Source organism: Arthrobacter stackebrandtii (genome assembly GCF_017876675.1).
GTDB classification, from domain to species: Bacteria; Actinomycetota; Actinomycetes; order Actinomycetales; family Micrococcaceae; genus Specibacter; species Specibacter stackebrandtii.
On sequence record NZ_JAGIOI010000001.1, the window covers coordinates 3,770,465 to 3,788,096 of the forward strand.

A 17,632-nucleotide genomic window follows, 5' to 3' on the forward strand; every position below is an offset into this window, starting at 1 on the left:
GCCCGCAATCCGTTGGGTTGGGGGCCGCGCGCAGATCCCGGACTTGCCGGCCTGCTGCAGGCGGGCGCCGCTAAGCGCCCTGGGCCAGCCTCAGGTAGGCCCCGCGCAGTGAGGTGGGCACCGTCGTGATGTCGGGTATGTCTGCATCCTCAACATGGGTGGCCTTGTGCTCCAAAAGGAGGGCGCCGCCGTCGCGCTCCCATACAAATTCCGGCAGGGAGAAGGCAATCCGGTAGGCCTGGTCAACGGTGTCCGGGAACTGGGAGGCGAAGTCCTCGATGACATGCAGCGGAACGGACTCGTCGTGGATGTACTCGCGCAGGCGCACGGCGGCCGGATCGGCGGCGGTGGCAGGCGGGGTGCGGTGGGCCTCGCGTGCCTCCCGGTAGCCCACCAGGAATGACGTCGACTTCACCGGATGGTGGAACAACGCCACATCGCGGGCATCGCGCAACTCCGCAGGAAAATTGCCGTCGGGAGCCAGCTCAAGCCCGGAGCGTGGGGTGCGCTGCTGTTGCGGCGCCCTCGCCGCGGCGTCGGCATCCACGGCCTCCATGAAGGACCGGTAGGCCTCAATGGCCTCCGACCCGCTGCCCAGCACCACGGGCGTGCCGAGCGTTTCCATAAAGATCCGGTGCTGCTCGCCCACCATGTCGCGGGCGCGCTCGAGCTTGTCGGGGTTGCGGAACGGCATGCGCGGGAATTGCCGGAGCAGGTTGATCGCGTACTCCTCAACAAACTCGCGCTCCTGCGGCTTGAAGAAGTGGACGTTGCCGCTGATGGTCCAGACGTTGTGGGTGGGCACCACACGGACCGTCGCGTAGCCGCCACTGGGCACGGGGTGGGAGGCATCCACCCCCGCGGTGGCATGGGTGCGGTAGTCCATCTCGTCAATGAGGTTGTGCAGCAGCAGCTCGGGGCCGTTCTGCTCCTCAACGCGGAAGGCGCCAAACACGTTGCGGCCAAGCCAGCCCTCATACACGGCGCGGTCCGCCGGGTCCAGGGCCTTGTTGGTGCGGATGTAGCGGGCCAGAAGCGGCTCCTTGTCCGCGCTGCCCTCAAACAGCAGCGACTCCACGGCCTCCACAGTGTTCTCCACCGAGTCCGCGTGCAGTCCCAGGCGCCCGCGGGTCTCCTCCAGCCGCTTGGCGAAGCCCGGCGACAGTGCGTAGTCCACTGCGGCCCGCTTCAGCCGCTCCACCAAATCCAACGTTGCGTCAATGTCCATCCCGCCATTGTTCCGCAAGTGACTGCCCTACCAGAAAATCACGACGGCGCAGCCGCGTCATGTGGGCGCGGCCGCCTGCCGCCGGGCTGCTTGGGCCGTCCGGGCCCGGTCCGGCCGGGACGTTCACCTTGAGTTTGGGTGCAGGTCTCCCTGAGTAGGCCCAGCCGTCAAGGTGGCCCCCTACGCTCTTTCAGGACCGCAGCCCACGAGGGGCCGGCGCCAGTTTTGAGAGGCAGCAATGACGGAGAACATGAGCCAGTCCGGGATGAGCCGCAGGGCGGCACTGGCGGCGGCGGGAACACTGGGTGCATTGGGGCTCACGGTGGCATCGGGTGTGGGCGCCAACGCCGCCCCCGGCGCAAAGGCGCCGAAACCCACACTGGAATTCCGTGAGGACGGCACGTTCAAGGTGGTCCAGTTCAACGACACGCAGGACGACGAGCAGACGGACCGCCGCACCATCGAGCTGATGGAAAAGACCCTGGATGCGGAGAAGCCTGACTTTGTGGTCATCAACGGAGATGTCATCAACGGCGGCTGCGACAGCGAGCTGGAAGTCCAGCAGGCCCTCAACCACGTGGTGGGCCCCATGGAAAGCCGCCAGATCCCCTGGGCCGTCACCTTTGGCAACCACGACGAGGACTCGGCTGCCCGCAGCGGCATGACCGAGGCGAAGATGCTGGCCTTCCTGCAGGGCTACGCACACAACGTCAATGCCGACAACATCGAGGGCCTGACCGGCACCTCCAACACGCAGCTGCTCATCCAGTCCTCCCGGGCCAAGGGAAAGTCGCCGGCCTTCGGCCTGTGGCTGATCGACTCCGGCCGCTACGCGCCTGGGAACATCGAAGGCCAGGACTTCTCCGGCTACCCCACCTGGGACTGGATCCGCATGGACCAGGTCAGCTGGTACCGCGAACAGTCCATCGCCACGGAGAAGAAGTACGGCGCCAAGATCCCCTCCCTTATGTGGGGCCACATCGCCCTGCACGAGCACCGCGCCATGTGGTTCGACAGCATCGACTCCCGCACGGCCGCCGACCATACCCGCGCCGTCGCCAAGCACGGCATCGTGGGAGAGCGGAACGAGGCCGAGTGCCCCGGTCCGTTCAACTCCGGCCTGTTCAACGCCTTCCTGGAACGCGGGGACGTCAAGGGCTACTTTGTGGGCCACGACCACGTCAACACCTACGTCGGCAACTACTTCGGCGTCCAGCTGGGCTACGCGCCGGGCACTGGCTTCGGCGCGTACGGGCTGAACGGTGCGGAGCGCAACCGCCTCCGCGGCGCCCGCGTCTTTGAGTTGGACGAGAACCACCCCGGCATCTACAAGGACACCCGCCTGGTCTTCGCCAAGGACTTCGGCATCGACCTGGCGGCCAACCGCCAGACCACCGTTCCGCCGCTGCCCATCGACAAGGGCGGCAAGGGCAAGAAGTAGCCTGTTGCGCCGGTGCGCCCGCTCGGACAGTTGTTCCGGGCGGGCGCCAGGGGAAGTCGCGAGCCTTTCCACCTGAGGCGCGCGCCCCATGTCGCGAGCCTTTCCCACAAGAGGCATGCGCCCCCTCGCCTGGGCACCTGGCACGAGTCTCGTCTGGGTGTGGGGTGTTCCGTCGGCGACCGGTCCGGCGTAGTGTTTTATGCGGCACCACCCACACCCGCCCGAACCACGATCGGACCGTGCGCAATGACAACGCTCCAAGACCGCCCCGCGACAGCACTGCTTGTCATTGACGTGCAGAACGACGTCATGGCAGAGGCGTGGAACCCGGCACCCGTCATCGCCAACATCGTGGACCTTGTGGACCGGGCCCGCGCCGCCGGCACTCCGCTTGTCTGGGTCCAGCACAACGACGAAGGCCTCCCGCTGGGCAGCAGGGAATGGGAGTACGTCCCCGAACTCGTCCGGGCCGAAGGGGAGCCGGTGGTTCACAAGACCTTTGGCGACGCGTTCGAGGGCACCGGACTGGAAGAAATCCTGGCCGGAAGCGGCGTGGGCCGGCTCGTGGTTGCCGGGGCCGAGACTGACATGTGCATCCGCTCCACCATCCACGGCGCCCTGGCCCGCGGCTACGACGTCACCCTGGTCGGCGACGCCCACACTGCCGGGGACAAAAGCGAGTGGGGCGCCCCGCCTGTAGAGCAGGTTATTGCCCACACGAACCTGTACTGGCAGTTCCAGCGGGCACCGGGCCGCACCGCCGCCGTGGTCGAGACCGAGGCGGTCGATTTCTCAGCGTAGTGCTGCGGCTGCGGAACAACACGGTCAGCTACATCCGCGGCCTGCCCTCTGATGAGGAGCGGAAGAATTCTTTTGCCGGTGGAAGCTCGCGAAGCTGTTGGATGTGTTCCGGGATGTGATTGGTGGACAGTCCGCTGATGAGCCCGGAGAGTGGCACCGGTTCGTCGACGACGACTTCGTCGTGAGAGAGAAGGAATGCCGGCACCAGTACGGAAGATGACTCGTCGCTGAGCTGATCGGCGATGCCCGCGTCGACGCTGAGGAGATGCGCCAGTATGTGCAGGGCATCCCAGCCTCCGTCTGCAGGTTGGCCTGTGGAGGCGGTGGCGGCTGCCTGGGCCAGTGTGCCGTAGGCATCGCGGAGTGCTGTTGTATCCAAGGATCTTGCCTTTTGCGATTGAACTGGGATCACATGCAGCAGATGCGACGCAATCCTGTTGAGCCTATGGCCGTGGGGCTATGACAGTGACTCACCGGTTGTGCGGAGCCGCTCAAGCAGTGATGTCCACCCTGCAAGTTGGTCGGCGCGCAGCTCGTCGGGGAGGTCGGTGTGCATGAGATCCACAACCGTCTGGTCCCCGTCGGCAGTCAGCACGATCTCGACGGTCGAGCTGCCCGGCAAAAGCGCCTCGTTTCCGGGCAGGCCCCACGTGAAGACAACCCGGTGCGGCGGCTCAACCACCACGTAGGTGCCGAGCACCGGCTGATCGCCGAGGCGGACGGAAAACTTCCCGCCGGGTGTTGGTTCGACGTCCACCCATGAAGCCATCCATTTCGTGAGCAGTGCCGGTTCCGTGAGATAGGGGAAAACCTCTGCCGGAGTGGCGTTGATTCGGATGGATGCGTCGACTGAATGCTGGCTCATTGCGGATTCTGCTTTCGGTTGGAGGCGAGGTCGGCTTCAACAGTGCTCTTGAGGCGTCCAAGGGCATCGGGCCACAGGTCATCGAGGAGCGCGTCCACGAGTTGGAAGGGTTCGGGATTGAGCGAGTACATCCGCTTGGCACCCTTCCTGGTCTTATGGAGCAGGCCTGCATGTCGAAGCACCTGCAGATGCAGGCTGACTGCCTGCTGAGTCATGTCGAAATGCCTGGCGACGTCGCCAGATGCCATGGCTTCACGACGAACGAGCCGCAGGATTTGGCGGCGAGTGGGATCAGCAAGCGCGCGAAGGACCCTGTCCGGCCCGGCAGTGGGCCTGGTGTTTACGGCAGTGGTCATCTTGGCAATTCCCCGAATCTCTGTGTTTTTGCACTTCCCAGTTAGTACTTGTACAAGCATGCGCTTGTACGTCGATTTACGCAATCTATTTCTTGTACAAGTGTTTGCTTGTATTCGAATATTCTTGATCTTCCGGCACCGGTTCCATTTCCGGTGACGGCGCATCTCCCCGGGGCGGGGCAGCGGCGTCTCCCACGTGCGCTGCCGAACGAACGGGCCCACCGTGGCCAAGCGAGCGACAGTACCCTTCCTGCCGGGCCGGGGGAGCGGCACATCCCCAAAACTGTGCATCCCCTAAAATGGGATGAATGGTGCAACTACCGCGCAGGCCGCGCGCCCTTTCGCTGAGCCGTCCCGAACTGGCCTTGCTCGCCATCACCGCGTTGTGGGGCGCCACGTACCTGGTCATCCACCTGGCCATGCGCTACAGCGGACCCATGTTCTTCGTCGGGCTGCGCTTTGCCGTGGCAGGGCTGGCGGCAGCCGTGCTCTTCCACCGGTCCATGCGCGGCATGTCCCGCACCGACCTGGGTGCCGGTGCAGCGATCGGCGTCATGATCTTTTTTGGCTATGGTCTGCAAACCGTTGGCCTGCAGACCATCAGCAGCAGCACCTCCGCATTTCTCACCGCCCTGTTTGTCCCCATGGTTCCGTTCATGCAGTGGGCCGTCTTCCGCAAGCGCCCGCACATCATGGCCTTTGCCGGAGCCGGCCTGGCCTTTGCCGGGCTCGTTCTGCTGGCCGGGCCCGGCGCCCTGCAGGTGGGCCTGGGCAGGGGAGAGGTTGTGACGCTGGTGAGCACTGTGGCCATCGCCGGGGAGATCATCCTCATCAGCCTCTTTGCGGCCAAGGTCCACCTGGGCCGGGTGACAGTGGTGCAGCTGCTTGTCTGCAGCATTCTTGCGTTCATTGCCATGCCCGCCACCGGCGAGTCCGTCCCCGCATTTTCGTGGGTGTGGCTCGCCGCGGGCGTGGGGCTCGGGCTGGCCAGTTGCCTCATCCAGCTGACCATGAACTGGGCACAAAAGTCGGTGGACCCCACCCGGGCCACCATCATCTACACGGGCGAACCGGTCTGGGCCGGCGTCATTGGCCGGATCGCGGGGGACCGGCTGCCGCCGCTGGCGCTGCTCGGCGCGGGGCTGATTGTGGTGAGCGTGCTCGTCAGCGAACTCAAGCCCCACGGGCGCCCGCCCAAGGGAAACCCGAGCACCGCCGTCGACCTTTCAATGGCGCGGCCTGCAGAACCGGTGGATGCGGATCCGGCAGGCGACGGCGATGGCGCCGGCGCCTGCCGGTAGGGAAGACAGTCCGGTCCTGGGCGGGGTGGTCTGGCCGGGAACGGCGGCGCGGGTCAACCAGCGTCAGCCAGGTTGAGGGCCGCGAGCCGCAGGGGATCCGCCAGCACGTCAACCGCGAAGACTCGTCCTCCCACCACGGTGAAGGCCGTGATGGACACGACGTGTCCGTCCTGGGCGGTGATGACCCCCGCGGCGCCATTGACCACGACGTGCCGGTAAGGCGGCGAGCCTGGCCCGAACATGTGTGCGTTTCCGGCCACCGTGGGGCCGCCGCGCAGGACCAGCGGCTTTGCCGTCAGCCCGCTCGCGCGGAACACCGCGTCGGGATGGAGGATGGCGATGAGCGCCCCCAAGTCGCCGTTCCGCGCGGCCGCGAAAAAGGCGTCCACCACCTCCCTCTGGGCGGCCAATCCTGCGTCGGGCGCGGGTGCCTGGCTGCGCACCCTGCGGCGGGCCCGGCTGGCCAGCTGCCGGGCTGCCTCGGGTGTGCTGGCAATGACCGGGGCGATGTCGTTGAAGGGCACTGCGAAGAGGTCATGCAGGACGAACGCGAGCCGTTCATCCGGATCCAGTGACTCCAGCACCACCTGCAGGGCCATGCCAACGTGGTCGCTGAGGATGGCCTGACCCTCGGGGTCTCCTGCCTCCGGCCGGGGGAAGCCGCTGCCGGACGGGATTCCGGACGCCCTGCCGTGCTCCCTGCCTGCGGGACTGCTGGCGGGCCCCCCAGCAGCAATGCCGACGATGGGGTCGGGCATGGCGTATTCCAGCGGGTCTTCCCGCAACCTGGTCCGGGTTCGCAGCGCATTGAGACTGGTGCGCGCCACGATCGTGGTCAGCCAGGCCGTGAGGTTTTCAACTTTCGACCGGTCCGTCCCGCTGGCCCGCAGCCACGTGTCCTGAACGGCGTCCTCGGCTTCGCTGAGGGATCCCAGCATGCGGTAGGCGACGGACCGCAGCCTGGTGCGCTGAGCCTCGAATTCGGTGGTGAAAAAGTCGGGCCGGTCCATGCGGTCACATTCTTCCAACGTGCGGTGTCTATTAAGCAGACCCCGTTGCGGGGCCCAAATGACGGCAGGAACGTCCCGGCCGTCCCATAAGGAAATGGAGTACATCATGGAACTTCCCATCTTACTCACGGGCGGAACCGGCACACTGGGCAGGGAACTGCTGCCCCGGCTGCTCGGGGCCGGAAGGACAGTGCGGGTGTTGAGCCGCACCGCAGGAGCCGGCTGGGCCGGCGGCAGCACCGGCGTCGAGCCTGTGATTGGCGACTTGTCCACCGGTGAAGGGCTCGATGCCGCCGTTGCGGGAATTGAAACCGTCATCCACGCCGCCGGCAGTGCCAAGGGAGACGCGGCCAAGGCTGCCCGCATGGTCGATGCCCTGCAGCGGGCCGGGACCGCACGCCACCTGCTCTACATTTCCGTGGTTGGTGCAGACACCACGCCGTTTGAAGGCCGCATCGACCGGGCGACGCTGGGTTACTTCGAGGAGAAGCGCCAGGGGGAGCTGGCCGTTTCCGGTGCGGGGATTCCGTGGACCATCCTGCGAGCCACCCAGTTCCACGACTTCATTGCCGCGTTTGCCGACACGGGGATGAAGCTGCCCGTCATGCCCTCGTTCGCGGTTTTCCGGTACCAGCCGGTCGACGTGCGCGACGTGGCGGAACGGCTCGTGGAGCTGGCGCTGGGTAAGCCGGCAGGCATGGTGCCCGCCATCGGCGGCCCCGAGGTCTTTCCCATGGAAGAACTGCTCAAGGGCTACCTCCGGGCTGTTGGGCGCCGGCGCCTGGTGCTGCCGGTGCACATCCCCGGCAAGGCGGCCAAGGCGCAGCGCAATGGCGCAAACCTCGCATGCGACCGCGCCGTGGGAGTGCGGACATGGGCGGGGTTCCTGGCCGAAAAGCGGGCCGGCGCCAGGGAACCAGGCAGTGCCGGTGCCCGGGGACGCACAGGGACTGCATGATCCCGCATTTTCAGTTTATCCCGGGCAGGGGGCCTTGCCGCAAGGCCCCCTGAAGGGCGCACAATGGGTGGCTGCACTGAAGAAAAGCCCGAGCGAAATCATGATGGAGGCCCACGCCATGGCTGCTGATTCCCACCCTGCCGAAACCAACCCTGCCTACACTGAGTCCCCCAATTCCAACTGCGTCCCCGCCGGAACGGACCCGGCCGGCGTCCCCGCCGTCTCACAGATGGAGAGCCCGTTCAGGCTTCCGGCCGGCAGGGCGGCCAAGGCGGACCCGGCCCTTGTGTCCGCCGATGAGATCCACTTTGCCGCCATGTCTGCGTCGCTGGCGCAGGCCCGGTGCCGGCTTTCCGACCGGCTCGTGGCTGTCCGGAAGGAGCCGGCCAGGATGGGGCAGGAAGCCGTGGAACGGGACGTCGAGGTCCGCCGCCTGTCCTCCCGCCTGCGTGCCCTTGAACGATTCGGCCTGGATGCTTGCCTGGGCCGGATCGACCCCGCCGACGGCTCGGCCCCCGTGTACATAGGCCGTTTCGGCCTCACAGGCGCATCCGGCGGCAGCCTGCTCACCGACTGGCGGGCGCCGGCGGCCGAACCATTCTTCGGTGCCAGCCACGCCAACCCCATGGGCCTGGCCGGGCGTCGCCGCTACCGCTGGTCGCAGGGGTTCATCACCGACTACTGGGATGAGCGTTTCACCCTCGGCGGCGGCCCCGGAAGCCCCCTGCAGGGCACCATCGGGTCTGCAGGCATGGGCACCCCCGCCGCGACGGACGCAGCGCTGGAGGACCTCTCGGCGTTCATCGCCAGCCTGGGCGTCAGCCGCGCCGCCGCCATGCACGACGTCCTCGGCACCATCGCCGCCGACCAGGACGCCATCATACGGTCACCGTCCCGCGGCACCCTGGTGGTCGACGGGGGTCCCGGAACCGGCAAGACGGTTGTGGCGCTGCACCGAGCTGCCTACCTGATCTACGCCGACGCGCGCGTGGGCCGGCACCCGGGCGGTGTGCTGTTTGTCGGCCCGCACCAGCCCTTCCTCAACTATGTTGCGGATGTGCTGCCCAGCCTTGGCGAGGAGGGCGTGCAAAGCTGCACGCTGCGGCACCTCGTCCCCGAAGGGGCCGCGGCCGTGACGGAACGGGACCCCGACGTTGCCCGCCTTAAGCAGGGCGTCGGCATGGTTGAGGCGATAGAGGCCGCCGTTGCGTTCTACGAGCGACCGCCCGCCGGGAACGTACTCATCGAGACGCCGTGGGCCGACATCCGCCTCACCCCCGCCGACTGGGCCGAGGCTTTCTCCGCGCCCGCGGCCGGCATCCCGCACAACGAGGCCCGCGGCGAGATTTGGGAAACCCTGCTGGACATTGTCGAGGCCAAGTTCCACGCCGGAGGCGAAGCGCCGGATGGCGTGATGGGTGACGATGAGGGTTGGGAGGCCTTCAGCAGCGAAACGCGGGACCTGGCCATGCCCGACGGCGCCCGGCCCGCCCCCGGTGCCTTCCGACGTGCCGCGGCGAGCAGCCGGGCGCTGGTGGAAGCCCTGAACAGGGCCTGGCCGCTGCTGAAGTACACCGACATTGTGGGCGACCTGTGGAGGGTTCCTGCATACCTGCGGTTGTGCGCACCCTGGCTGGACCGCGGTGACGTTGGCCTGCTGCAGCGGGCCGATCCCGCGGCATGGACTGTGGAGGACCTGCCCTTGCTGGATGCTGCGAAGACGCGGCTCGGCGACCCGGAGGAAGAACAGCGCAAGCGGCGGCAGCGCGCCGTCGTGCGTGCCGAAAAGGAGTTGATGGACACGGTGGTCGACGACCTGATCGCCGCGGATGACTCCGAGCTGCTGGTCATGACCTCCCTGCGCGGGGGCGACATGTCGGACAAGCTGCTGGGGCAGGAGGCGGTGCCCGTGCCGGAGCCGGACATGCTGGCCGGGCCGTTCGCGCACATCGTGGTGGACGAGGCCCAGGAGCTCAGCGATGCGCAGTGGCAGATGCTGCGGGCGCGGTGTCCGTCGCGCAGCTTCACGGTGGTGGGGGACCGGGCGCAGGCGAGGGGCGGCTTTGCTGAATCGTGGCAGGAGAGGCTGGCGCGGGTGGGGCTGGGGGAAGTGTCGATGGCCGGCCTTGGCGTCAATTACCGCACGCCGCGGGAAGTCATGGAGGAGGCGGCGCCGGTGATCCGGGAGGCGCTGGCGGACGCCAATGTCCCCACGTCCATCCGGAGCAGCGGCCTGCCCGTGCGGCACGGGGCCGTATCGGAACTGGAGACCGTGGTGGAGGGCTGGCTGGCCGCCCACTCGGAGGGCACTGTCTGCATCATCAGTGCTGAGGGCACAAGCACACGTCGAGACGGTCCGCGTGTGCGCACCCTGACGCCCGTACTGGCCAAGGGGCTGGAATTTGACCTGGTGGTGCTGCTGCAGCCTGAATCCTTTGGTGCTGGTGCTGGTGCTGGTGCTGGTGCTGGTGCTGGTGGTGCGGATGCGGCCGGCACGACCCGTGCCGTGGACCGCTATGTTGCCATGACCCGGGCAACGCAGGAGCTGGTGGTCCTTGGCTGAGCCGGCCCCACACCCGCCGGGGCCGGAAGCAACAGGAGGGATCGCCGTCGGGCGTGATTCATCTTCTCCGGCTGTAGACGCCTCAGGGCAGGCGGGGCCCCACTGCAAGCATGACGGAGATGGCGCACATCATGATGAGTGCGTAGCGGAACATGAGGCGGGCCCAATGGTCGTAGTTGCCGGCGGCGCGCAGGCCGCGCACTGCCAGCACGATCCACCCGGCACCCAGCAGCCCCATGACAACCGTGTAGGACCATCCCGTGTAGCCGAACGGCTGGGGCAGCAGCGACACCGCGACATACGCCACCGTGTAAACGAGGATTTGCACCACCGTGTTGGGGATGCCGCGGACCACGGAGATGACCGGAACCTTGGCGCGGGCGTATTCATCGCGCCGGTAGACCGCGATGGAGTAGAACGCCGGCATCTGCCAGAAGAAGAGGATCAGGAACGCAATGGCTGCGCCGGCGTCGAGTGCGTTGCTGGCGCCCACATAGCCGCCCAGGATGGGCGCCGCGCCGGAAATGCTTCCCACGAGTGTCCCGTGGATCGAGAGCCGCTTGGACAGCATGCCGTACAGGACAACATAGGCCAGGAATCCGCCAACGCCCACGGCCACCACCAGCGGGTTGGTCCACGCCACGAGGATCGCCATGCCGCCCAGGAACAACACGGCAGAGTAGATGAGCGCGTTCCGTGCACCCACCCCGCCCGTCACAGTGGCACGCTTCTTGGTGCGTGCCATGAGGGTGTCGATGTCGCGGTCCAACACGTTGTTCAGCACGCACGCGGAGCCGATCACCAGTGTGGTGCCGATGCAAACCGCCAGGAACACCGGCCAGTCGATGCCCCCGGGGCTGGCAAACAGGAACCCGGCCGCTGCGGTCAGGACATTGCCGTACAGAACCCGCGGTTTTGTCAGGGAGTAGTAGCGCAGCAGCGTGGACCGCCATGACGCATCCGTGGCCCGGGCCGCCAGGGCACTGTCCTTGCCGTCGAGCGGGCTGGCTGCGCCACCGTCTTTTTTCGGCACAGGGCCGGGCCCAAGCGGTGTGGACGAACTGCGCGAGGTCATGGGGGAGCTCCAGGGGTGGGTTGTGGCTGCATCCAGCTTATCGCCGAATGTCCGGCCGCCAGGCCTTGGGTGAGTGGTGCATCGTTTACCCGGCAGCTCGGCAAGCAGCTCCTCCGTGCCTGACGGAACTGCTCGATTCCAGCCATGCCCCACCTTCCCCAGGTGGCCCGTGGTGCGACAGCTGTCCCAGTTCCGGCAACAGCCGCGTGCCGGCAACCATGTGTGGCACTCCTTCCATTGGGCCGCCACCGCACTTTAGAAGAAGTGTACTATAACTTTGAGAAAAGTGTTGAGCTTCACAAATTTGTGATCTATAATTGTGGTATGGGCAATTCAGAAGAGTTCCCGACGGATCGGGATGGCGCATCCACCACAACGGCTGTGGCGGACTTCATCGATGCCCTGTCCTTTCCTGTTATTGAACCACTGGCCGCTGACATCCAAAGCCTTGCGGACCTTCCACCCCTTCCGGAGCCGGGTGTCCACGCTGGAGGTGACTCCTTGCAGGGTGGCGGAGCAGGCTGTAGTTCCACCGAACGTGTAAAGAGTGCGGCATCCCAGTTGGACGGAGTTCGTGCGTTGATGGATGCCTGTGGGGATGCAGTTGCAGCACTCCGCCGGCATCAGAACAAGAGTGCCGCATTGATGGCCGTCATGGTTGAGCGGATGGAAGTCACTGCGGTGTTGGAAGGCGGGCTGCTCAACCTTGATTCCTGGCAGCAAGGATGTTCCGTTGACCAGATTTGTGCTGAGTTGGCCGTCATACTCCATGTGGCTGAAGGGGCGGCCCGGCGTTTTGTGGGTCAATCGGTGGAGCTCGTGCGGCATCTGCCGGAGACCTTGGAAGTTATGGCTGGCGGGGAGCTCGGTTGGGAACATGCCGTCGTTATTGCTGAAGAAACCAGTCTGCTGCGCTCGGCCGGACTGCCGCAGGAGGCCATTGATGCTTTCGAGCGGAGGCTGCTGGTCCAAGCTGAAAAGAGGACGTTGGGGAGCTTTCGCTCCACGGCGCGGCGCATGCGTGAACGCAGCCATCCGGAAACCATTGTGCCCCGCACCAAGCGCGCCTATGCGGACAGAAACCTTCGGATCAGCCGTGGTGAGGACGGCATGTCGTGGATGAGCCTCTATGCGCCAGCACCCACCATCGAGGCCATTTGGGATCAATGCACCTACACCGCCCAGGCGGCGCGGGGTCCGCACGAGAAGCGCACCATCGCGCAGCAGCGCGCCGACATTGCGGCGGCCCTGCTGCTCGGGCTGCGTCTGGGGGAGAGCGGCGTCCATGCGCCAGCCCCCGCCCCCGCGCCAGGATTTGACCCGGTTCCGGCGCCCGCACCTGACGCCGAGCCAGGTCCAGACCTGGCACCGGATCCCGGCCTTGCCGCTGATGACGGCTCCCGCACCAATGCAAGTGCCGATGCTGGGGCAGATCGTTCAGGCTCTGCCGGGCCTGCGCCCGTGCGGCCATCCAGCGTAGAGCCTGGGCCCGCGTCGTTCCCCGAAGCCGCTGCCAATTCTGCCGCCGGCACGCAGGAACCCGCTGAAGTCCATTCCAGCGTTTCGGCCAATGACGTGCATGCGGCCAACCCTGCGCAACCAGCCGCGTCCTCAACCGGACAGGGATCCGCCGCTGCGACATCCGGGATGGCCGATTCCGGCCGTGGCGAATGGGTTCCCGCCCCTGAACCCGATCCGTGCCCCGATGGGGCCTATCCGGATCCAAAGCGATATGGGACTGCCTTCTATCCCTGGCAGCTGCCGCTGTTTGACGACCCCAACTACCGGGATCCATCATTCCGGGAGCCGGACCCGCGCAATGAACCCGACTGGCATCCCACCGCGCAGCTCCCCATGCTGAATGCGGCCCAAACATTCCCCATGGGTGCAAGTTTTGGACTGGCCGATCTCTCCGGCACGGCAGCATCCGACGGATCCGGTGCAGCCGCTTCGGCAGCGCAATGCGGCCCCATGACAGCTGCGGGGGAGCCGTGGCCTACATTGCCCCAGGTTCTTCCCGTCGTTCTCATCCCGGCGATTTCCCTGCTGGGGGGCACCAATGAGCCCGCGTGGATGGAAGGGGTCGGTCCCATGAGCATGGAGGTGGCCAAGCACCTGGCATCCCATGCTCCGAGCTTCCTGCGAGTGCTGGTCGACCCGATCAGCAACGTCCCATTGGACATCGCGCCCGAGCGCTATCGGATCACCCAGGCCATGCGGACCATGCTGCGGATCCGCGACGAATACTGCCAATTTCCGGGCTGCCTGGCCAAGGCGGTCAATTGCGACGTTGACCATATCAAGAGATTTGAAACCGGCGGCCGCACCATTTATAACAACCTCGAGAACCTGTGCGCCCATCACCACATCTTGAAGCACTTCAAGGATGACAAGGACCGGTATGGCCGCCCGCGCTGTCTGGCCGAACCTGAACGGCAGACCCTGACATTGCGAGGATGGACCCCCACCATGGAAGAAAGTGGCCGGATCTCCTGGACCTCACCGTCCGGCAGGTACCTCCCGCCGGAAGAATCGGAGATGCTGCCACCCGCGTACCCCGAGTGGCTCAAGAAGTACATCGACGATGTCGTTGCCAGGCAGCCAGGAAACAAGCCGGCGCCGATGCCGGATGCCATGACGCCAGGTGGCGGAGGCGATCAGTCAGGTGGTGGCGGCGGTTCCGTCCGGGGAGTGGCTGGCGTTGGTCTGGCGGGTAGTTCCGGCCAGGCAGCCCCGTTGGTGCAATGGGTGGAGGAAGCTGCAGCTCAGCTTGCAGAGATGGTCGGGGCAGAGGATGGCGAATGGGATGCAGGGAACATGCCGGAGCCCCCTGTCGAGCTGACATCCGACACTGAGGCTGATGAGGTGCTGGATCAGCTGGCGGTTGAGCATGCACTGCGGCATCCGTATTTGGGCCTTGCAGCCTAGGCTTCCCCGTTCGCGAGACCCCAATGCGGGTCTCCACTGTCTCACCGCCAAGTGAAACTGGCTGGCTGCACCTTGCAAGTGCATTGCATCAGAAGGGGCTTCAAGGCAACGGAGCCGAAGGTGGCGATCAGTATCGTTCGGGCTCGCTGCCCAGCTTGAAGCGCACGCCCCGGACACTGGTCGGTGTGATTTCAACGAAGGTGTACTTGAGCGTCTTCAGCCAAGGCGCCAGGGGGAGTTCGATGGCCGCGTCGATTTCACGCTGGGACTCCAGCACCCGGGCGGTGCCCTTCAGTACAACACTCCACGCCTCATCCTCTGCCAGGCCGTCAATCTCAAAGGCGACGGAACTGTTGATCGTCAGTTCGGCAAGCTTGGTGCCTGGATTCGTGCGCATGAGCAGCTTTCCATCATGCGCAAGGTAATTGATCGGGAAAATATCGGGCTCATTGGCGACGCTAAGCGCAAGGCGGCCAAAGCGGGTGTGTTCGAGGAAGCGCCAGGCGTCTTCCGTGGTCATGTTTTGGCCGGGCTGCTCTTCAGTAGTCATGCTGTGATTATGCCGCATTGCGGTGGCCGGCGCCGTTGCGGCTACTGCCCGCCTGCACTCTCCCGAAGCACCACACGTCCTGTGACGCTCGCGGACGTCTGCCCGGCTGGGGAGAGCGCCAGCTCCGCAGCCAGCCGGCCCATCTCCTCGAGGGGCAGCCGGTACGTGGTCAGGCCGGGGAAATGGTCGCGCAATGTCGGAATGTCATCAAAGCCAGCCACCTCCACATCGTCCGGAATCGTGAGCCCGCGCGACCGCAGTGCGGCCATGGCGCCCAAGGCCATGACGTCGTTGGCTGCCAGGATGCACAGCGGGCCGCCGTACTCTGAGCCTCCGGCGCCGCCTGAATCCCCGCCGGAACTGAGAAACCTTCCTTCATTGGAGTCAAGGAGTTCCACCGTGGCGTCGTAGCCGCCCTGGCTGGTGAATGCTCCGTGCACGACGGTGAGCGGCTCAAGTCCTGCTTCCGCCAAGCCGTCGGTGAAGCCGGCGACGCGGATGCGGGCAGTATTGCGTTCACGGGGCCCTGCGAGGATGGCGAATCGCCGGCGGCCGCGTTCCAGCAGCGCACCCACCAAGGCCGAAGCGCCGTCGTGGTTGTCAACGCTGAGCACTTGGGCCTTCGGAATATCGGTTGCGCCGATGGCCACCACGCGGCCGCCGTTGCCGATGTACTGCGCCAGCGCCTTGCTGAGCCGGGGATCCTCATCCAAAAGGCGGGAAGCGGCCAGGATGATGGCGTCGGTGCGGTAGGAAATGAACGCATTCACTGCGGCGAGCTCGGCGTCGCCAGGGGCGCCGTCTGCGGTTTCCAGGTCTGTTCCGGCCAGCAGGACCTGGTGGCGGGCGGCAAGGGCCGCCTGCTGCACGCCGTGGGCGATGGTGGAGAAGTAGGGGTCGGCAATGTCGTGGACAACCAGCCCCACCAGGCCTGTCGACTGGCGCGCCAGGGCCTGCGCCTGGGCATTCGCCACATAACCAAGTTCGGCGGCCGCGGCCTTCACCTTCTCTGCGATGCCTGCCGCAGGAGTGCGGCTGGAACCGTTGAGTACACGCGATGCGGTGGCGAGTGACACGCCGGCATGGCGGGCGACCTCGGAAAGCTTGACTGCCAATGGAGCGTCCTTTGCTGGAAGGGCTGTTGTGTGGGGCCGGAGTGCGGTGGTGCAGGAACCCGTGCCGGGTCTGCAACGGCTCACCAAGACAGGCGCAGGAACCGGAATTCAGCGGACCTTGACCCGACGACAACTTCAGCATATATTGGAAAGCGCTTTCCAAGATAAAAGCCACGCCGGATGCTCCGGCACCGGCCCCCAACAACTTCCGGGAGAACAACGTGACTCTTACTGCTTCCAACGAGCAAACCGCTGTACAGGCCGCTGGCGAAGGCGCCGGCGCACAGAAGGTCATCCGCATTGCCATGAACGGCATCACCGGCCGCATGGGCTACCGCCAGCACCTGCTGCGCTCCATCCTGCCGCTGCGCGAGTCCGGCCTGACCCTCGAAGACGGCACCAAGGTCGCTATCGAGCCCATCCTGGTTGGCCGCAACGCAGAGAAGGTCCGCGAACTGGCCGAGCTGCACAATGTTGAGCACTGGACCACCGATCTGGACGCCATCATCGCCGACCCCACCGTCGACGTCGTCTTTGACGCTTCCATGACCAGCCTGCGCGCCGCCACCTTGAAGAAGGCCATGGCCAACGGCAAGCACATCTTCACCGAGAAGCCCACGGCAGAGACCCTCGAAGAGGCCATCGAGCTGGCCCGCATCGGCCAGGAAGCCGGCATCACCGCAGGCGTCGTGCACGACAAGCTCTACCTGCCGGGCCTGGTGAAGCTGCGCCGCCTGGTCGACGAAGGCTTCTTCGGCCGCATCCTCTCCATCCGCGGCGAGTTCGGCTACTGGGTCTTCGAGGGCGACCACCAGGCCGCCCAGCGCCCCTCCTGGAACTACCGCAAGGAAGACGGCGGCGGCATGACCACCGACATGTTCTGCCACTGGAACTACGTCCTTGAAGGCATCATCGGCAAGGTCAAGAGCGTCAACGCCAAGACCGCAACTCACATCCCGGCCCGCTGGGACGAGCAGGGCAACGAGTACGTGGCAACCGCCGACGACGCCGCCTACGGCATCTTCGAGCTGGAAACCCCGCAGGGCGACGCCGTCATCGGCCAGATCAACTCCTCCTGGGCCGTGCGCGTCTACCGCGACGAGCTCGTGGAATTCCAGATCGACGGCACCCACGGCTCAGCAGTTGCAGGCCTGAACAAGTGCGTTGCCCAGCAGCGCGCCCACACCCCCAAGCCCGTCTGGAACCCGGACCTTCCCGTCACCGAATCCTTCCGCTCACAGTGGCAGGAAGTCCCCGCCAACGCCGACCTCGACAACGGCTTCAAGCTGCAGTGGGAAGAATTCCTGCGCGACGTCATCGCCGGCCGCGAACACCGCTTCGGCCTGCTCTCCGCAGCCCGCGGCGTGCAGCTGGCTGAGCTGGGCCTGCAGTCCTCCGACGAGCGCCGCACCCTGGACATCCCGGAAATCGAGCTCTAACA

Annotated in this window: 15 protein-coding genes; 7 read left to right on the top strand and 8 right to left on the bottom strand. The window is 66.0% G+C overall.

Annotated elements, in window-relative coordinates:
• Positions 1 to 70: 70 nt before the first annotated feature.
• The gene (locus tag JOF48_RS16505; RefSeq protein WP_209682425.1) at positions 71 to 1,228 is read right to left on the bottom strand and encodes a hypothetical protein; all 1,158 of its coding nucleotides are present in this window, start codon (positions 1,226 to 1,228) and stop codon (positions 71 to 73) included.
• Positions 1,229 to 1,466: 238 nt separating this feature from the next.
• Between JOF48_RS16505 and JOF48_RS16510 the strand changes: the two genes are divergently transcribed.
• Together JOF48_RS16510 and JOF48_RS16515 are read left to right on the top strand one after the other, a co-directional pair.
• Positions 1,467 to 2,669, top strand: a complete 1,203-nt coding sequence (locus JOF48_RS16510) for a metallophosphoesterase family protein (RefSeq protein WP_209682428.1) — start codon at positions 1,467 to 1,469, stop codon at positions 2,667 to 2,669.
• Between the two features lie 246 nt (positions 2,670 to 2,915).
• The gene (locus JOF48_RS16515; RefSeq protein ID WP_209682431.1) at positions 2,916 to 3,470 is read left to right on the top strand and encodes a cysteine hydrolase family protein; all 555 of its coding nucleotides are present in this window, start codon (positions 2,916 to 2,918) and stop codon (positions 3,468 to 3,470) included.
• 28 nt (positions 3,471 to 3,498) lie between these two features.
• Here JOF48_RS16515 and JOF48_RS16520 read toward each other — a convergent pair whose 3' ends face one another.
• From JOF48_RS16520 to JOF48_RS20090, 3 genes are all read right to left on the bottom strand, one after another.
• Complete coding sequence (locus JOF48_RS16520; RefSeq protein ID WP_209682433.1) at positions 3,499 to 3,849, bottom strand: hypothetical protein; 351 nt, start codon at positions 3,847 to 3,849, stop codon at positions 3,499 to 3,501.
• Positions 3,850 to 3,927: 78 nt separating this feature from the next.
• Positions 3,928 to 4,335: an SRPBCC family protein gene (locus tag JOF48_RS16525; RefSeq protein ID WP_209682436.1), complete on the bottom strand. Its 408-nt coding sequence runs from the start codon at positions 4,333 to 4,335 to the stop codon at positions 3,928 to 3,930.
• Entirely contained in the window at positions 4,332 to 4,982 is a 651-nt protein-coding gene (locus JOF48_RS20090) for a metalloregulator ArsR/SmtB family transcription factor (protein ID WP_342591282.1), read from the bottom strand. Before JOF48_RS20090 ends, JOF48_RS16525 begins: the two co-directional genes overlap by 4 nt.
• A gap of 17 nt (positions 4,983 to 4,999) precedes the next feature.
• On the opposite strand from JOF48_RS20090, the gene JOF48_RS16535 reads away from it, so the two are divergent.
• Positions 5,000 to 5,992 carry a DMT family transporter gene (locus JOF48_RS16535; RefSeq protein WP_209682442.1) on the top strand — a complete coding sequence of 331 codons (993 nt, stop codon included), beginning with the start codon at positions 5,000 to 5,002 and terminating at the stop codon, positions 5,990 to 5,992.
• Between the two features lie 53 nt (positions 5,993 to 6,045).
• Here the strand turns inward: JOF48_RS16535 and JOF48_RS16540 are convergent, their stop codons facing one another.
• Positions 6,046 to 7,002 (bottom strand): sigma-70 family RNA polymerase sigma factor, encoded by a 957-nt coding sequence (locus JOF48_RS16540; protein ID WP_209682444.1) that lies wholly within the window; start codon positions 7,000 to 7,002, stop codon positions 6,046 to 6,048.
• Between the two features lie 106 nt (positions 7,003 to 7,108).
• Between JOF48_RS16540 and JOF48_RS16545 the strand changes: the two genes are divergently transcribed.
• Together JOF48_RS16545 and helR are read left to right on the top strand one after the other, a co-directional pair.
• A complete protein-coding gene (locus tag JOF48_RS16545; protein ID WP_209682447.1) occupies positions 7,109 to 7,960 on the top strand; it encodes an SDR family oxidoreductase in 852 nt (283 codons plus the stop codon).
• 229 nt (positions 7,961 to 8,189) lie between these two features.
• On the top strand, positions 8,190 to 10,523 hold the full coding sequence (gene helR / locus JOF48_RS16550) for an RNA polymerase recycling motor ATPase HelR (RefSeq protein WP_209684690.1): 2,334 nt from the start codon (positions 8,190 to 8,192) through the stop codon (positions 10,521 to 10,523).
• 82 nt (positions 10,524 to 10,605) lie between these two features.
• On the opposite strand, the gene cyoE is transcribed toward helR, so the two are convergent.
• The gene (cyoE, locus tag JOF48_RS16555; protein ID WP_209682450.1) at positions 10,606 to 11,598 is read right to left on the bottom strand and encodes a heme o synthase; all 993 of its coding nucleotides are present in this window, start codon (positions 11,596 to 11,598) and stop codon (positions 10,606 to 10,608) included.
• A 222-nt stretch (positions 11,599 to 11,820) separates the two neighbouring features.
• On the opposite strand from cyoE, the gene JOF48_RS16560 reads away from it, so the two are divergent.
• Complete coding sequence (locus JOF48_RS16560; protein WP_209682453.1) at positions 11,821 to 14,526, top strand: DUF222 domain-containing protein; 2,706 nt, start codon at positions 11,821 to 11,823, stop codon at positions 14,524 to 14,526.
• A gap of 127 nt (positions 14,527 to 14,653) precedes the next feature.
• Here JOF48_RS16560 and JOF48_RS16565 read toward each other — a convergent pair whose 3' ends face one another.
• Entirely contained in the window at positions 14,654 to 15,076 is a 423-nt protein-coding gene (locus tag JOF48_RS16565) for a pyridoxamine 5'-phosphate oxidase family protein (protein ID WP_209682456.1), read from the bottom strand.
• Positions 15,077 to 15,117: 41 nt separating this feature from the next.
• Complete coding sequence (locus JOF48_RS16570; RefSeq protein WP_209682458.1) at positions 15,118 to 16,191, bottom strand: LacI family DNA-binding transcriptional regulator; 1,074 nt, start codon at positions 16,189 to 16,191, stop codon at positions 15,118 to 15,120.
• A 305-nt stretch (positions 16,192 to 16,496) separates the two neighbouring features.
• On the opposite strand from JOF48_RS16570, the gene JOF48_RS16575 reads away from it, so the two are divergent.
• Complete coding sequence (locus JOF48_RS16575; protein WP_209684692.1) at positions 16,497 to 17,630, top strand: Gfo/Idh/MocA family protein; 1,134 nt, start codon at positions 16,497 to 16,499, stop codon at positions 17,628 to 17,630.
• Positions 17,631 to 17,632 lie beyond the last annotated feature (2 nt).

Bases quoted from the DNA above. Each gene is read 5' to 3' on its own strand.
- JOF48_RS16505 (WP_209682425.1), bottom strand. From the start codon at position 1,228: ATGGACATTGACGCAACGTTGGATTTGGTGGAGCGGCTGAAGCGGGCC.
- JOF48_RS16510 (WP_209682428.1), top strand. From the start codon at position 1,467: ATGACGGAGAACATGAGCCAGTCCGGGATGAGCCGCAGGGCGGCACTG.
- JOF48_RS16515 (WP_209682431.1), top strand. From the start codon at position 2,916: ATGACAACGCTCCAAGACCGCCCCGCGACAGCACTGCTTGTCATTGAC.
- JOF48_RS16525 (WP_209682436.1), bottom strand. From the start codon at position 4,335: ATGAGCCAGCATTCAGTCGACGCATCCATCCGAATCAACGCCACTCCG.
- JOF48_RS20090 (WP_342591282.1), bottom strand. From the start codon at position 4,982: ATGCACAGTTTTGGGGATGTGCCGCTCCCCCGGCCCGGCAGGAAGGGT.
- JOF48_RS16535 (WP_209682442.1), top strand. From the start codon at position 5,000: ATGGTGCAACTACCGCGCAGGCCGCGCGCCCTTTCGCTGAGCCGTCCC.
- JOF48_RS16540 (WP_209682444.1), bottom strand. From the start codon at position 7,002: ATGGACCGGCCCGACTTTTTCACCACCGAATTCGAGGCTCAGCGCACC.
- JOF48_RS16545 (WP_209682447.1), top strand. From the start codon at position 7,109: ATGGAACTTCCCATCTTACTCACGGGCGGAACCGGCACACTGGGCAGG.
- helR (WP_209684690.1), top strand. From the start codon at position 8,190: ATGGAGAGCCCGTTCAGGCTTCCGGCCGGCAGGGCGGCCAAGGCGGAC.
- cyoE (WP_209682450.1), bottom strand. From the start codon at position 11,598: ATGACCTCGCGCAGTTCGTCCACACCGCTTGGGCCCGGCCCTGTGCCG.
- JOF48_RS16565 (WP_209682456.1), bottom strand. From the start codon at position 15,076: ATGACTACTGAAGAGCAGCCCGGCCAAAACATGACCACGGAAGACGCC.
- JOF48_RS16575 (WP_209684692.1), top strand. From the start codon at position 16,497: ATGAACGGCATCACCGGCCGCATGGGCTACCGCCAGCACCTGCTGCGC.